Raw genomic sequence first — 14,583 nt, 5'->3', positions numbered from 1 at the left:
ACAGAAAAAGCTCATATTATTTCGTCGTATTGCGAGTTTCAGTCAGTTTCTTATCTTTCAACTCAAGTGTAATATCTGATGCTTGCGCCACTTCTTTGCTGTGAGTTACGACGATGACACATTTACCTGTTTTCTGGGCAAGTGATTTGAGCAGTTCGACAATATCTCCAGCAGTTTTAGGGTCCAGATTTCCCGTTGGCTCATCTGCTAGAATAACTGGAGCTTCTGAGACCAAACTACGAGCAATGGCAACACGTTGTTGTTGACCACCTGATAACTGGAGAACATTCCGCTTGATCTGACTTTCATCCAAACCAAGCTCAAGCAGTGTATCCTTGCTGGCCTTTTTGTTGACCAAGCGGATATTTTCCAGTGGAGAAAGATAATCTATCAAGTTATAATTTTGAAAGACCAGGGAAATATGGTGCATGCGATGGTAAGAATAGCCCTTCTTACGAATATCCTCTCCTTGAAAAAGGATAGAACCTTCAACAGGACTATCTAGACCAGCAAGTAGGGACAAGAGTGTGGATTTTCCTGCTCCTGACTCACCAATAATACTGTAAAATTTCCCGGGTTCAAAATTATAATTGATCTGATATAGGACTGCTTCAGCAGTGTTCTTATAACGGTAGGTAACATCTTGTAATTGTAATAAAGTCATGATTTCTCCTTCTTAACTAATAGATGATAAAATTTCTTTCGGCGATTTTCTAAATAAGAATAGGAAACAAAGGGCTACAGATAAGCAACTAATCAACAACAGAAAGACATAGGACTCTGCAAAAGATAATAAACTACTTGATAGACCACTTGTTTTGGCTAGTGTATTTTGTAAGCTTGCCTGATCTCCACTTGCTAGTAGAGTTTGGAGTAGGTAGGATGTGATTGCGTTTCCTGTAGCAAATGCTGGAAGCAAAGCTCCGAGAGATACCAAAAATACCTCTAAACAGAACTGCAGGAAAATCGAACTCTTGCCTTTTCCAAGTGCCAGAAGAATCCCCACTTCGTAGACCCGTTCTCTCAACCAGAGAGACAAAACAAGAATTAAGGCTCCTGCTCCTGCTATCATAATCCCATAAAGGAAAATGGTCAGAAAGGTTTGGAAAGTTGCAACCGAGTCTTTGATTTGTTCAAAAGCCTTGTTTTCCTTTTCAACTTGATACCCTTGATTTTCCAAGGCCAAGTTTTCTACCTGCTTCATGAGTCCGTCCATTTCCTTAGGATTTTCTACATAAAAGCGCGCTGCACTGACTAGAGATTCACCATTTCCCAAAAGGCTTTGGCTACTTTCATAGTCTGTAAAGACTTGGTTTTCACTGAAGTCAGAAGACAAGCCTGTAAATTTCTCTTGTTTTTTACCAGAAAAGATGCCGACAATCTCAAACTCCACTGTTTGCCCTTTGCCAGCTTCTGACTGACCAGCATCTAAGGCAATCTTGTCATGAAGGGAAAGACTATTCTTCTTAGCCAACTCTTCGTGGATGATGATTTTCTTTGAATCCCCTTTTTGAAGATGTCGCCCTTCTTTTAAGTTGAAAGCCGAGCTGGTAAAGGTGACATCCTTAGATGAATCTTCAAGAGCTGTTAAGCTAACCAAATTCTTATCCGCAGCGGACAAATCATCACGTTCCACGCTCTGCTCGCCACTCACTGCTTCCTTGTCTTTTAGTTTTGCGACCGTCTCGAGTTCAGGAGAAACATTTTCCAGTCCCTTAATCTTGCTTACAGATGCTAGGTCTGACAACTTGAATGTCTGACCATTTTCTATCTTCTTAATAGAAAAAGAGGTATTGAGTGATTTGTAAAGATTGGTTTCAACTGTTTTGTTGGACTTCATCAGAGTCAAACAGGCTGAAATTCCAGCCAATAGGACCAATAAAATCAGAAATAAAATAAAACTTCTCAGTCGTTTTCTGCTGACATAAGCCCAAGCTCTTTGGATCGGATTCATTTGTCACCTCCATATTTGTAAGACTATTATAAAATCCAAATATGAAATGTTTATGAAATACAAAAAAGAGCAAAATTTTTTTGCTCTACTTGAATTATATGAAAACAAAAGAGCTAGCCTAAGCTAACTCTTATCCTATGCGGAGAGAGGGACTTGAACCCTCACGACCTAAAGCGGTCACAGGATCCTTAGTCCTGCGCGTCTGCCAATTCCGCCATCCCCGCGTCGATTACTTTACTAGTATATCAACTTTTAGGATGCTTGTCAACACTTTTTTTCAATTTTTTTCATTTCATCAACCAAATTACTCTGAAAATTCATTTAGATTTTCATCTACTAACTTAGCTCCGAGTGTATTTTTGAAATGACCTAGGGCAAATTGATGATTTTCAGGCCAGATAGATGCAACAGCCGGTTTAACAATCTCGATGTCATATCCTAGATTATAGGCATCTATAGCTGTATGCAGGACACAGATATCCGTCAAAACTCCGGTTAAAATAACTGTAGAAATTCGACGCTCTCTCAAACGGATATCTAGGTCAGTACCCGAAAAAGCTGAGTAATGACGTTTATCCATCCAAAAGACACGACTGTCTGAACCATGCTCTTGATAAAAGACCCCAAATCTCCGTATAAATTCCGTCCACTAGTCCCAATCAAATTGTGAGGAGGAAACAGCTTGCTTTCTGGATGGAAACAATCGTTTTCTTCGTGAGCATCAATGGTAAAGAAGATGTAATCTCCTCGTTCAAAAGCTAGTCGAGTTACCTTGCTGATGGCATCCGAAATCGCCTGAGCTGGAGCGCCTGCTGTCAATTTTCCACTATCAGCAACAAAATCTTCTGTATAATCAATCGAAATCAAAGCCTTAGTCATTAGTAATCTCTTTTCTTCACTTCTTCAAAAATATCTGAAATCAAAACCTTAAGGTAGGTTCCCTTCATTCCAAGTGAGCGACTTTCAATAATCCCTGCAGACTCAAGTTTACGAAGGGCATTGACAATCACAGAACGAGTGATTCCGATACGGTCTGCAATCACAGACGCAGTCAACTGCCCTTCATTTCCATTTAATTCCCCTAAAATTGCTGAAACAGCACGGAGTTCGGAGTAAGAAAGGGTATTAACCGCCATGGTAACAGCAGTACGGCGACGGATATTTTTCTCATCTTCTTCACGCTGGAAATTAAGGAGTTGAATTCCAACAACGGTACTCGCAATCTCAACAAGAATCAAGTCCTCGTCTTCGAATTTTTTATCATTGCGCCAAATAATCAAAGAACCAAGTCGAATCCCTGATACATGAATCGGTGCAATAGTCGTCAAACCATCTGGAAAGTCGGCACGACTTTCCACAGGAAAAATGCTTAAATCATGATCAACTGTCAGATTGGCTTCTGTATCGTAAATCATGTTCGCACCTTGAATGTAGTCATCTGGGAAAATCTTAGTTTGGAAGAACTGCTCTACACGATCTGTATTGGTTTTGTAACGCATAAAATAACCAAGGAGACGTCCCTTGCTATTGACGATACAGGCGTTACAGTCAATAATATCTGCCAATTGACGGGTAATCGCATTGTAGGGAAGTTCTTCCTGCAACTGCTCCTCTGAGCGCTTCAGGATAGAAGTAATTTTTCTAGTTTTTTCTAATAAATGTGCCATTTTTCACCTCGAATTTAATCGCTATCATTATAACATAAACAGCTTGAATTTTCAATTATTATCTGAAAATTGCTTATTTAATTGCAATTTGAAAAAACAAGAATATTTTTAATTAAATTGCTTCTTTTCTATTGACAAGCCCCTTATTTTTGTGTATTATAATATTACAAGAAGATAATATATCTATTTTATTTATCTTTCTTTTTCCATTCGGTCTCCTTATATAAAAAAGCGATTCGTTTTGAACCGCTTTTTCTTATTTATCGCCCTTGTTACGAATAACAAAGCCTGTTTGCTTTTCACTTGAAGTATTGCGTGGTTTTTTATTATCCTTACGATAACGTTTTTCCTTATCATAACGATCATTTCCACGACTGCCGTTTTTGAAATCATCACGGCGACCATTGCCACGGCGTTCGCGATCACGACGGTCATCTCCACGACGACCTCCCTTACCTTTACCACCGAAGCCATTACCTGATGGTTTAAATGGCAGTGGTTTTTCACGCGCAATCTCCACTTCAGGAAGGCTATCTGGATCTTGGACAGTCAGACTCAAGATATACATGGCCAATTCTTCTGGAGTAAATTCAGCAGCCAACTTGCGAGCATCCTTACCAAATTTCTCAAAGTTGCCACGGATTGTCTCATCTGCAAAATCACGTTCGATTTTCTTGAGTGCAACCTGTTTCTTAGCTTGGAAGGCTTCTTCTGCACTTGCAGGTTTAAGACCTTTCATGCGCTTCTTAGTCAAGTTTTCAATAATTTGAAGGTAACCCATTTCGTTTGGAGCAACAAAGGTAATCGATTGACCTGATTTACCAGCACGACCTGTACGACCGATACGGTGAACATAACTTTCAGGATCTTGTGGAATATCGTAATTATAGACATGAGTTACACCTGAAATATCCAAACCACGCGCTGCCACGTCTGTTGCAACCAAAACATCTAGATTGCCGTTTTTGAAGTCACGAAGGACACGAAGACGTTTGTTTTGGTCTAGGTCTCCATGAATTCCTTCTGCACGGAAGCCACGGATTTTCAAACCACGAGTCAATTCATCTACACGACGTTTGGTACGACCAAATACGATAGCAAGTTCTGGTTGTTCCACATCCATAAGACGAGTCATGGTATCAAATTTTTCTTGTTCTTTAACACGAATATAGTATTGGTCAACCAATTCTGTTGTCAATTCCTTAGCAGCAATCTTCACATGCTCAGGTTCTTTCATAAACTGAACACCAATACGTTTGATGGCATCTGGCATAGTTGCTGAGAAAAGTAAGGTTTGACGGTTTTCAGGGACACGAGAAATGATAGCTTCGATATCTTCAAGGAAGCCCATGTTGAGCATTTCATCCGCTTCGTCAAGGATAAGAGTTTCAATATCTTGTAATTTCAAGGCCTTGCGTTTAATCAAGTCCAAGAGGCGACCTGGAGTTCCCACCACGATATGGGCACCAGATTTAAGAGCCTTAATCTGTTTTTCAATGCTTGATCCGCCATATACTGAGCGTACTTTGACTCCCTTACTACGACCAAATCGGAAGAGTTCTTCTTGACTTTGGACAGCTAATTCACGAGTTGGAGCGATAACCAAAGCTTGGATGGTCGCTTCTTCTGTACGGATTTTTTCAAGGGTTGGCAAGCCAAAGGCTGCAGTTTTTCCTGTACCAGTCTGAGCTTGACCGATAACGTCCTTGCCTTCAAGGGCCAAGGGAATAGTTTGTTCTTGGATAGGACTGGCTTCTACAAAACCAGCTTTTTCAATCTCTGCTAGCAAATCAGCAGACAAGTTTAATTCATTAAATTTCACGTTATTCTTCTTTCTAAAGGTGGTGCGAAGCCACCCTATAGGACTTAGTTTATACTTTTCTTTTTATGACGTATTTTCATATACTGGATATAAAATCGTGTTGCTTCTTTTCCACAAAAGAAAAGTACTGTTTTCTTTGCAACCTATCTAGTATAACACAAGAGAGAAGCAAAAGATAGCCCAATCCATCGATAAAGTCATGTAAACGATTTTTCTGAGAAAATAAAGTTAAACTTTCCACTATTTCATAAACTTTTTTAAAGCGTAGCAGAATTGTGCAAAAGTTTTTTTCTTGTGCTAGAATGAAATTCGAATAGGAGGAACTCTAAATGTTAACTTATGATTTAATCGTTATCGGATTTGGTAAAGCTGGTAAAACACTAGCTGGTAAATTGGCTTCAGCTGGCAAAAAAGTTGCCCTCATTGAACGTAGCAAAGCTATGTACGGTGGAACTTGTATCAACATCGGTTGTATCCCAACTAAAACTTTGCTGGTTGCTGCTGAGAAAGACTTGTCTTTTGAAGAAGTGATTGCTACCAAAAACACTATCACTAGTCGCCTCAACGGTAAAAACTATGCGACTGTTGCTGGTACAGGCGTCGATATCTTTGATGCGGAAGCTCACTTCCTTTCAAATAAAGTCATCGAAATCCAAGCTGGTGATGAAAAGAAAGAACTGACTGCTGAAACAATCGTCATCAACACTGGTGCTGTTTCAAACGTCTTGCCAATCCCTGGACTTGCTACAAGCAAAAACGTCTTTGACTCAACAGGTATCCAAAACTTGGACAAATTACCTGAAAACCTTGGAGTCCTTGGTGGTGGAAATATCGGTCTTGAATTTGCCGGCCTATACAACAAACTTGGAAGCAAGGTTACAGTCCTAGATGCCTTGGATACTTTCCTTCCTCGTGCAGAACCTTCCATCGCAGCTCTTGCTAAACAATACATGGAAGAAGACGGTATTGAATTGCTTCAAAATATCCGTACTACTGAAATCAAAAACGACGGTGACCAAGTGCTCGTTGTGACTGAAAACGAAACTTACCGTTTCGATGCCCTTCTCTACGCAACAGGACGTAAACCAAACGTAGAACCACTTCAACTTGAAAATACAGATATTGAACTAACTGAACGTGGTGCTATTAAAGTAGACAAACATTGTCAAACAAACGTTCCTGGTGTCTTTGCAGTTGGAGATGTCAACGGTGGCCTTCAATTTACTTACATTTCACTTGATGACTTCCGTGTTGTTTACAGCTACCTTGCTGGAGATGGCAGCTACACACTTGAAGACCGTCTCAATGTACCAAATACTATGTTCATCACACCTGCACTTTCACAAGTTGGTTTGACTGAAAGCCAAGCAGCTGATTTGAAACTTCCATACGCAGTGAAAGAAATCCCTGTTGCAGCAATGCCTCGTGGTCACGTAAACGGAGACCTTCGCGGAGCTTTCAAAGCTGTTGTTAATACTGAAACAAAAGAAATTCTTGGAGCAAGCATCTTCTCAGAAGGTTCTCAAGAAATCATCAACATCATTACTGTTGCTATGGACAACAAGATTCCTTACACTTACTTCACAAAACAAATTTTCACTCACCCAACCTTGGCTGAGAACTTGAATGACTTGTTTGCGATTTAAGTTGAGATTTAATCGTATCGAACATCCCTCTTTGGGCTGTTTTTACTTCTGCGGAACCTCAAATCTGTCTTTTCCTTCTTTTATGATATAATAGAAACATGAAATTAAAAACTACTTTGGGCCTTCTTGCTGGGCGTTCTTCCCACTTCGTTTTAAGCCGTCTTGGCCGTGGAAGTACGCTCCCAGGAAAACTTGCCCTTCAATTTGATAAAGATATTTTACAAAACCTAGCTAAGAACTACGAGATTGTCGTGGTCACTGGAACCAACGGAAAAACCTTGACAACTGCCCTCACTGTCGGCATTTTAAAAGAAGTTTATGGTCAAGTTCTGACCAACCCAAGCGGTGCCAACATGATTACAGGAATTGCGACAACCTTCTTAACAGCCAAATCTTCTAAAACTGGGAAAAATATTGCCGTCCTAGAGATTGACGAAGCAAGTCTATCTCGTATCTGTGACTATATCCAGCCAAGCTTATTTGTTATCACTAATATCTTCCGTGACCAGATGGACCGCTATGGTGAGATTTACACTACTTACAAGATGATTTTGGATGCTATTCGTAAGGTACCTACGGCTACTGTTCTCCTAAATGGTGACAGTCCTCTTTTCTACAAGCCAGCTATTCCAAATCCTGTACAGTATTTTGGTTTTGACTTGGAGAAAGGTCCAGCCCAGCTGGCTCACTATAATACCGAAGGGATTCTCTGTCCTGACTGCCAAGGCATCCTCAAATATGAGCATAATACCTATGCAAACTTGGGTGCCTATATCTGTGAAGACTGTGGATGTAAACGTCCTGATCTCGACTATCGCTTGACAGAACTAGTTGAGTTGACCAACAATCGCTCTCGCTTTGTCATTGACGGACAAGAATACGGTATTCAAATCGGTGGTCTCTACAATATCTACAACGCCCTAGCTGCGGTTGCCATCGCCCGTTTCCTCGGCGCAGATTCCCAACTAATCAAGCAGGGATTTGATAAGAGTCGTGCTGTCTTTGGACGCCAGGAAACCTTCCATATCGGAGATAAGGAATGTACCCTTGTCTTGATTAAAAATCCAGTCGGTGCAACTCAAGCTATCGAAATGATTAAATTAGCTCCTTATCCATTTAGCCTATCTGTCCTCCTTAATGCTAACTATGCAGATGGAATTGATACCAGCTGGATCTGGGATGCGGACTTTGAACAGATCACCGAGATGGACATCCCCGAAATCAATGCTGGCGGTGTTCGCCATTCTGAAATCGCACGTCGTCTACGAGTAACTGGCTATCCAGCTGATAAAATTACTGAAACAAGTAGTCTGGAACAAGTTCTTAAAACCATTGAGAACCAAGACTGTAAGCATGCCTATATCCTAGCAACTTATACTGCTATGCTGGAATTCCGCGAACTGCTGGCTAGTCGTCAGATTGTTAGAAAGGAGATGAACTAATGGTTTATACTTCACTTTCCTCAAAAGATGGCATTTACCCTTATCAGCTCAACATTGCCCACCTCTATGGAAATCTCATGAATACTTATGGGGATAATGGCAACATCCTCATGCTCAAGTATGTGGCTGAAAAACTGGGGGCTCATGTGACGGTTGACATCGTTTCACTTCATGATGATTTCGATGAAAATCACTACGACATTGCCTTTTTCGGAGGTGGTCAAGACTTTGAACAGAGTATCATTGCAGACGACCTACCTGCTAAAAAAGAGAGCATTGACAACTACATCCAAAACGACGGTGTGGTTCTGGCTATCTGCGGTGGTTTCCAACTATTGGGTCAATATTATGTTGAAGCTTCAGGGAGACGCATCGAAGGACTAGGGGTCATGGGCCACTACACGCTCAACCAGACCAATAACCGTTTTATCGGGGACATCAAGATTCATAATGAAGATTTCAATGAAACCTACTATGGATTTGAGAATCATCAGGGCCGTACCTTCCTCTCAGATGATCAAAAACCACTGGGACAGGTTGTCTATGGAAATGGAAATAACGAAGAAAAAGTCGGCGAAGGTGTTCATTATAAGAATGTCTTTGGTTCCTACTTCCACGGGCCTATCCTCTCTCGTAATGCCAATCTAGCTTATCGCCTAGTCACTACTGCCCTCAAGAAGAAATATGGTCAGGACATTCAACTCCCTGCTTATGAGGACATTCTCAGCCAAGAAATCGCTGAAGAATACAGTGATGTCAAAAGCAAGGCTGACTTTTCTTAAACAAAGGAAAATGATATCAAAGAACTCCGTTATCTTGTCGGAGTTCTTTTTGTCTGTTCTTTTACCCTTCTCCCTTGCATTTTCTCTCATTTTTTGCCAAAATAGAGGGGTAGAAAGAAGGTAGCATATGTCTAAATTACAACAAATCGTAACATATCTTGAATCAGAAAAACTAGACGTCGCTGTCGTATCTGACCCCGTCACAATCAATTACCTCACTGGCTTTTACAGTGATCCCCATGAACGCCAAATGTTCCTTTTTGTCCTAGCGGATCAGGAACCCCTCCTTTTTGTCCCAGCCCTTGAAGTGGAGCGTGCGAGCAGCACTGTTTCCTTCCCAGTTGTGGGCTATGTGGACTCTGAAAATCCATGGCAAAAAATGAAACATGCTCTTCCACAACTTGACTTCAAACGTGTCGCTGTTGAGTTTGACAATCTCATCTTGACCAAATATCATGGCTTGAAAACAGTTTTTGAAACTGCTGAGTTTAACAACCTCACACCTCGTATCCAACGCATGCGCCTCATCAAATCTGCTGACGAAGTGCAAAAAATGATGGTTGCAGGTCTCTATGCGGACAAGGCTGTTAAGGTTGGCTTTGATAATATTTCTCTTGATAAGACAGAGACAGATATCATCGCCCAAATTGACTTTGCTATGAAGCGTGAAGGTTATGAAATGAGCTTTGATACCATGGTCTTGACTGGTGATAATGCTGCAAATCCACACGGTATTCCAGCAGCTAACAAGGTTGAAAATGATGCTCTTCTCCTCTTTGACCTTGGTGTTCTAGTCAACGGCTATGCGTCAGATATGACTCGTACAGTCGCAGTCGGCAAACCTGACCAATTCAAGAAAGATATCTATAACTTGACTCTTGAAGCCCAACAAGCTGCTCTTGACTTTATTAAACCTGGTGTGACTGCTCATGAAGTGGACCGCGCTGCCCGTGAGGTCATCGAAAAAGCTGGTTACGGAGAGTACTTCAACCACCGTCTCGGTCACGGTATCGGTATGGATGTTCATGAATTCCCATCTATCATGGAAGGAAACGACATGGTCATCGAAGAAGGAATGTGCTTCTCTGTTGAACCAGGTATCTATATCCCTGGTAAAGTCGGTGTTCGTATTGAAGACTGCGGTGTTGTTACCAAGGATGGCTTTGACCTCTTTACAAACACCAGCAAAGACTTGCTGTATTTTGATTAATTTTCTTTGAAAATCTTCCCACAATAAAACGCATAGTATCAATCTTTCAACACCTGATACTATGCGTTTTTCTTATTTGAAATACTTTTGACTCAGCCTCTTTACTTAATCTTCTTGATACTTTGACTAAGCACAAATCCTACAATCATCCCTACCATATTTTGCATGAAATTTGGTAAAATTTCTGGTAGAGCTGCAGCCCAGCCATTCATCAAAGTAGAACCCAAGGCGTAACCCCCTACCATGGCAATCGTTGCTAAGATAAGGCCTAACCACTGAGTTTTTCCTTTAAATCCTGCGAAAAATCCCTGCAAGCCATGGTTGACCAAGCTAAAGAACATCCACTGAGGATAGCCTGATAAGAGGTCAATCAAGAAACCTGCTAGTCCTCCTACTACAGCCCCTTCACGACTACCAAAGTAAAAGGCCGTAAAGAAAACACCCGCATCTAAGAGAGTTAGAATTCCTGTCGGTGTTGGAATTTTTAAGAAATAGCCTAGAACCACAGAGAGAGCGGTTAATAGGGATACAAGGGCGATTTTAGTTGTTTTGGTTTGCTTCATATTGTCTTACTCCATACTGATCTGCTTGTGCAATGGCACGGTAAACGAAAGCCTTAGAGCTTTCTACTGCTGGTAAAAGTTCATCACCTTTGACTAGATGACTGGCAATGCTGGAAGCAAAGGTACAACCTGCACCAGCATTTTGCCCTTGGATGACAGGATTTTCTAGGACTGTAAAGTTTTGTCCATCATAAAAGACATCTACAGCCTTGTCCTGACTAAGGCGATTGCCTCCTTTGATAATGACTGCTGGCGCTCCTAAGGCATGTAGTTTCTGTGCTGCTGTCTTCATGTCTTCCAAGCTTTTAATTTCTTGACCAGCTAATAATTCTGCTTCTGGGAGGTTAGGTGTAATCACACTGACATGAGGGAAAAAGCGAATCAACTCTTGGCATAGTTCACTTACAGCCACGTCGTGCGTTTCCTTGCAGACCAAGACAGGATCCAATACTACAGGCACTCCTGGGCGTTGTTTGATAAAGTCCAATGCCTTCTCAGCCACACTGACAGTTGGTAGAAGACCAATCTTAATTCCCCCAAACTCGACATCACGCAAGCTATCTAATTCATGTTGAAAAATGGTATCGTCAGTTGGAAAGACTTCAAATCCTTTTTCTGTCAAGGCTGTCAAGCAAGTCACTGCTACAAAGCCATGCAAGCCGTTCAATGTATAGGTAGCTAAATCTGCTGACAAACCACCTCCACTAAAAATATCATTCCCAGAAAGTGCTAAAATACGATTATTCTTCATAACGAATCTCCTTTAAATACAAACCATTAGGTGCTGCAGTGGGACCAGCAAGTTGCCTGTCCTTTTTCTCCAAAATCAAGTCAATCTGCTCTACTGGCATACGGTTGTTTCCGATTTTGAGCAGCGTCCCCACCATATTGCGAATCTGCTTATACAAGAAACCATTTCCTGAAAAGGTAAAGGTCAAAAATTGTCCTGTCTCATCAACCCTGAGACTAGCTTCTGTGATGGTGCGAACCTTATCCTCCACACTGGTTCCAGAGGCTGTAAAGCCTGTGAAATCGTGGGTGCCCTCTAGCTTTTTGACAGCCTCCTGCATCCGTTCCACATCAAGCGGATAGGGAAAGTGAGTAGCATAGTGACGGCGCATGGGATTTTTAGGACGACCCCTATCCACAATAAACTCATAGGTCTTGCTGTGCTTGGCATAACGGCAATGAAAATCATCTGCCACAAGCTCAATCGAAATCACATCAATATCTTCAGGTGACTGAGTGTCTAGAGCAAAACGGAGCTTCTCCTCATCCATTTGATAAGGCAAGTCAAAATGAATGACCTGTCCCAAAGCATGAACTCCACTATCAGTCCTACCAGCACCGTGAACAGTGATTGCTTTCCCTTTATTGAGTCTTGTCAAGGTTTTTTCAATTTCCTCCTGAACGCTCCGCGCATGGGTCTGGCGTTGAAAACCAGCAAAGGCGTAACCATCATAGGAAATAGTTGCTTTGTATCTTGTCATAACTTCTATTTTATCAAGAAATTAGTCTGTAGACAAGGTCCTAAAGTAAATACTGTATGGGTACAAAAATTCTAAAAAGAAAAACTTAGGAACCAATCCTAAGCTCTCTTTTGAAGTAGGTGCATGACAAAGATAGAAGTTACAATCAACCAAACTCCCAAAATTGTAAAGACCAGCATCCCATTGTGAGTTAATAAGCCAATTGCACTTAGAACGAATGGTGTCGTAAAGGCTCCGAAACTACAGCCTAATACAGCAAATGAAGTTGCTTGATTGAGGAGTTTAGCTGGAATTCTTTCAGAGACAAGTTGAAAAACTGTCGTCAAGGCTACACTGTAGGCAAAACCAGCCAGAATGCTTCCTGCCACTACCACCCACAAGGATGGAGATAAGGCAATCACAATTTGCCCCAAACCAAAGGTAATACCGGACCAGAGAAGCAATTTCTCTTTAAAGATAGAAATCAAGAAAGAGAAACTCACACCAGCCACAATCCCGATCAACTGCATGACACTAAGAACAAAACTAGATAACTGGGCATCTCCAAGTCCTCTTTCCACCATCAAACTTGGAATACGAATAGTAATAGCCGTATTGGTACAAACTACAACCGCCGCTTCGATAGCTAGGATAAAAATCAAACCTTTCATTTCCCGAGTTAAGCGACTTGCTTCTTTCTCTTTTTTCTTGACTTCTTTCTTTTCTTTTCCATAAGGGACAAAGAGCAGATAAAGGGTCAGCACCAAAAATCCAGCACTATAGGCTAGGAAGGTAGCTGTCCAACCAAAGGCCAACAACTGGCCGACTGCCAAGGTAATGAGAGAAGCCCCAACGACCTCTGCAGAACCGCGTAACCCTAGCATCTGTATTCTCGTTTTTCCTTGGTAACGTTCACTGATAATAGAAATGGCCTTAGCATTAATCATCCCAACACCCAAACCAAAAAGAATCCGTGTTCCAAAAACAAAGGGGTAGGCTTGATACCAGAAGGGAGCCGTCCCGCTGAGTGATAAAATCAGCAAGCCCAGACTAATCTGTAAGCGCTCAGGAAATATTTTTTCTAAGAAACCATTTAGTAGTAACATAATCATGATCCCGAAAGAAGGCAAGCTCGCCAAGAGTTCAATTTGTTCCTTAGGATAGCCTTGATAATAGTCAAACATGGCTGGCAGGGCACTCGAGATGGAAAAGGATGTAATCAAAACGAGGGAGAGAGCCAAAATACTGGCCCGTTCTAAAAATTGTTTCATGAAATCTCTTTCTATATTTTCTCTTAATCTTCTACTTTTTTGATAGTCATCAAACAAGCAAGAAAAGAAGAAGCCTCTTTAGTGTACAGACTCCTTCTTAAACTCGAAAATGAATCCCTTGTGTCTTAGGATGATTTTCTCTTGATTTGCTTAATAAAGTAGAAGATAAATCCTGCCACCATATAAGCAACAAAGATAATCAGACACCACTTGAACACGACATCCCAACCCTTGTTCACATTCAAAAAGAAGTACGGGAAGGGACTGACCTTAGAATTAGGAACATCAAGTTTCAATACCAAGCCATTAAAAAGAGCAAAAATCATATACAGCAAGGGTAAAATCGTCCACACAATTGGGTCCCAAATCTTGTATTGACCCTGTTTGTCAAAAAAGAGGGTATCTGCTAAAAACCAGAGGGGAACGATATAGTGGCAAAGGAAATTTTCTAGAGTATAGAAATTAGTCGCAATAGGCGCTAAAAGGAAATGGTAAATCACACAGGTAATCATGATACTCATGGTGACCCCACCTTTTAAGCGCAAGAGACTTGGTCTTTGCCAGTTTTCACCTAAACGGCTCATAACCTTTAGGAGATAGAGCGTAAAAATCGCGACTAAAAGGTTGGACAGAACCGTATAATAGAGTAACATCCCAAATCCACCATGCTTGGCGATTTCAAGATAAACTCCCGTAAAAGCCGCTAGAAACAAGAAGATACGGCTATAAAATACAAGTTTATAGTGTTTTGACATGC

The 14,583-nt window shown here is 41.2% G+C and carries 13 protein-coding genes, 1 tRNA gene and 1 pseudogene; 4 read left to right on the top strand and 11 right to left on the bottom strand.

Annotation, left to right across the window (positions count from 1 at the left end; translation table 11 throughout):
* Positions 1-16: 16 nt before the first annotated feature.
* From vex2 to cshA, 6 genes and pseudogenes are all read right to left on the bottom strand, one after another.
* The gene (gene vex2, locus SM12261_RS03145; RefSeq protein WP_000173751.1) at positions 17-664 is read right to left on the bottom strand and encodes an ABC transporter ATP-binding subunit Vex2; all 648 of its coding nucleotides are present in this window, start codon (positions 662-664) and stop codon (positions 17-19) included.
* 12 nt (positions 665-676) lie between these two features.
* On the bottom strand, positions 677-1,954 hold the full coding sequence (locus tag SM12261_RS03140; protein WP_001068275.1) for an ABC transporter permease: 1,278 nt from the start codon (positions 1,952-1,954) through the stop codon (positions 677-679).
* Positions 1,955-2,092: 138 nt separating this feature from the next.
* Positions 2,093-2,178: transfer RNA gene (locus SM12261_RS03135), tRNA-Leu, on the bottom strand.
* 80 nt (positions 2,179-2,258) lie between these two features.
* Positions 2,259-2,833 (bottom strand): annotated as a pseudogene (locus SM12261_RS03130) (cysteine hydrolase family protein).
* Positions 2,833-3,621, bottom strand: coding sequence for a GTP-sensing pleiotropic transcriptional regulator CodY (gene codY / locus SM12261_RS03125; RefSeq protein ID WP_000940738.1), 789 nt, complete (start codon positions 3,619-3,621; stop codon positions 2,833-2,835). The pseudogene SM12261_RS03130 and the gene codY overlap by 1 nt, the downstream one beginning before the upstream one ends.
* Positions 3,622-3,877: 256 nt before the next feature.
* Positions 3,878-5,443, bottom strand: a complete 1,566-nt coding sequence (gene cshA / locus SM12261_RS03115) for a degradosome RNA helicase CshA (protein ID WP_000671119.1) — start codon at positions 5,441-5,443, stop codon at positions 3,878-3,880.
* 329 nt (positions 5,444-5,772) lie between these two features.
* Here cshA and SM12261_RS03110 point away from each other — a divergent pair, with 329 nt between their 5' ends.
* From SM12261_RS03110 to SM12261_RS03095, 4 genes are all read left to right on the top strand, one after another.
* Complete coding sequence (locus SM12261_RS03110) at positions 5,773-7,089, top strand: FAD-containing oxidoreductase (RefSeq protein ID WP_000958913.1); 1,317 nt, start codon at positions 5,773-5,775, stop codon at positions 7,087-7,089.
* A gap of 98 nt (positions 7,090-7,187) precedes the next feature.
* Entirely contained in the window at positions 7,188-8,531 is a 1,344-nt protein-coding gene (murT, locus tag SM12261_RS03105; protein ID WP_000770028.1) for a lipid II isoglutaminyl synthase subunit MurT, read from the top strand.
* Positions 8,531-9,313: a lipid II isoglutaminyl synthase subunit GatD gene (gene gatD, locus SM12261_RS03100; protein WP_000263185.1), complete on the top strand. Its 783-nt coding sequence runs from the start codon at positions 8,531-8,533 to the stop codon at positions 9,311-9,313. The genes murT and gatD overlap by 1 nt, the downstream gene beginning before the upstream one ends.
* 127 nt (positions 9,314-9,440) lie before the next feature.
* Complete coding sequence (locus SM12261_RS03095) at positions 9,441-10,523, top strand: M24 family metallopeptidase (RefSeq protein WP_000040929.1); 1,083 nt, start codon at positions 9,441-9,443, stop codon at positions 10,521-10,523.
* 101 nt (positions 10,524-10,624) lie between these two features.
* On the opposite strand, the gene SM12261_RS03090 is transcribed toward SM12261_RS03095, so the two are convergent.
* The 5 genes from SM12261_RS03090 to SM12261_RS03070 form a co-directional block, all read right to left on the bottom strand.
* Positions 10,625-11,086 (bottom strand): ECF transporter S component, encoded by a 462-nt coding sequence (locus tag SM12261_RS03090; RefSeq protein ID WP_000814990.1) that lies wholly within the window; start codon positions 11,084-11,086, stop codon positions 10,625-10,627.
* Positions 11,064-11,837 (bottom strand): bifunctional hydroxymethylpyrimidine kinase/phosphomethylpyrimidine kinase, encoded by a 774-nt coding sequence (locus SM12261_RS03085; RefSeq protein ID WP_000794771.1) that lies wholly within the window; start codon positions 11,835-11,837, stop codon positions 11,064-11,066. The genes SM12261_RS03090 and SM12261_RS03085 overlap by 23 nt, the downstream gene beginning before the upstream one ends.
* Positions 11,827-12,576 carry a tRNA pseudouridine(38-40) synthase TruA gene (gene truA, locus SM12261_RS03080; RefSeq protein ID WP_000199209.1) on the bottom strand — a complete coding sequence of 250 codons (750 nt, stop codon included), beginning with the start codon at positions 12,574-12,576 and terminating at the stop codon, positions 11,827-11,829. The genes SM12261_RS03085 and truA overlap by 11 nt, the downstream gene beginning before the upstream one ends.
* A 98-nt stretch (positions 12,577-12,674) precedes the next feature.
* Positions 12,675-13,826 carry an MFS transporter gene (locus tag SM12261_RS03075; RefSeq protein ID WP_000808691.1) on the bottom strand — a complete coding sequence of 384 codons (1,152 nt, stop codon included), beginning with the start codon at positions 13,824-13,826 and terminating at the stop codon, positions 12,675-12,677.
* 125 nt (positions 13,827-13,951) lie between these two features.
* The gene (locus SM12261_RS03070; protein ID WP_000033942.1) at positions 13,952-14,581 is read right to left on the bottom strand and encodes a Pr6Pr family membrane protein; all 630 of its coding nucleotides are present in this window, start codon (positions 14,579-14,581) and stop codon (positions 13,952-13,954) included.
* Positions 14,582-14,583: the final 2 nt, after the last annotated feature.

The sequence above is a fragment of the Streptococcus mitis NCTC 12261 genome, assembly GCF_000148585.2.
GTDB classification, from domain to species: Bacteria; Bacillota; Bacilli; order Lactobacillales; family Streptococcaceae; genus Streptococcus; species Streptococcus mitis.
Note: the sequence above shows the minus strand (reverse complement) of the source record. Positions and strands in the feature narration are given on the sequence as shown.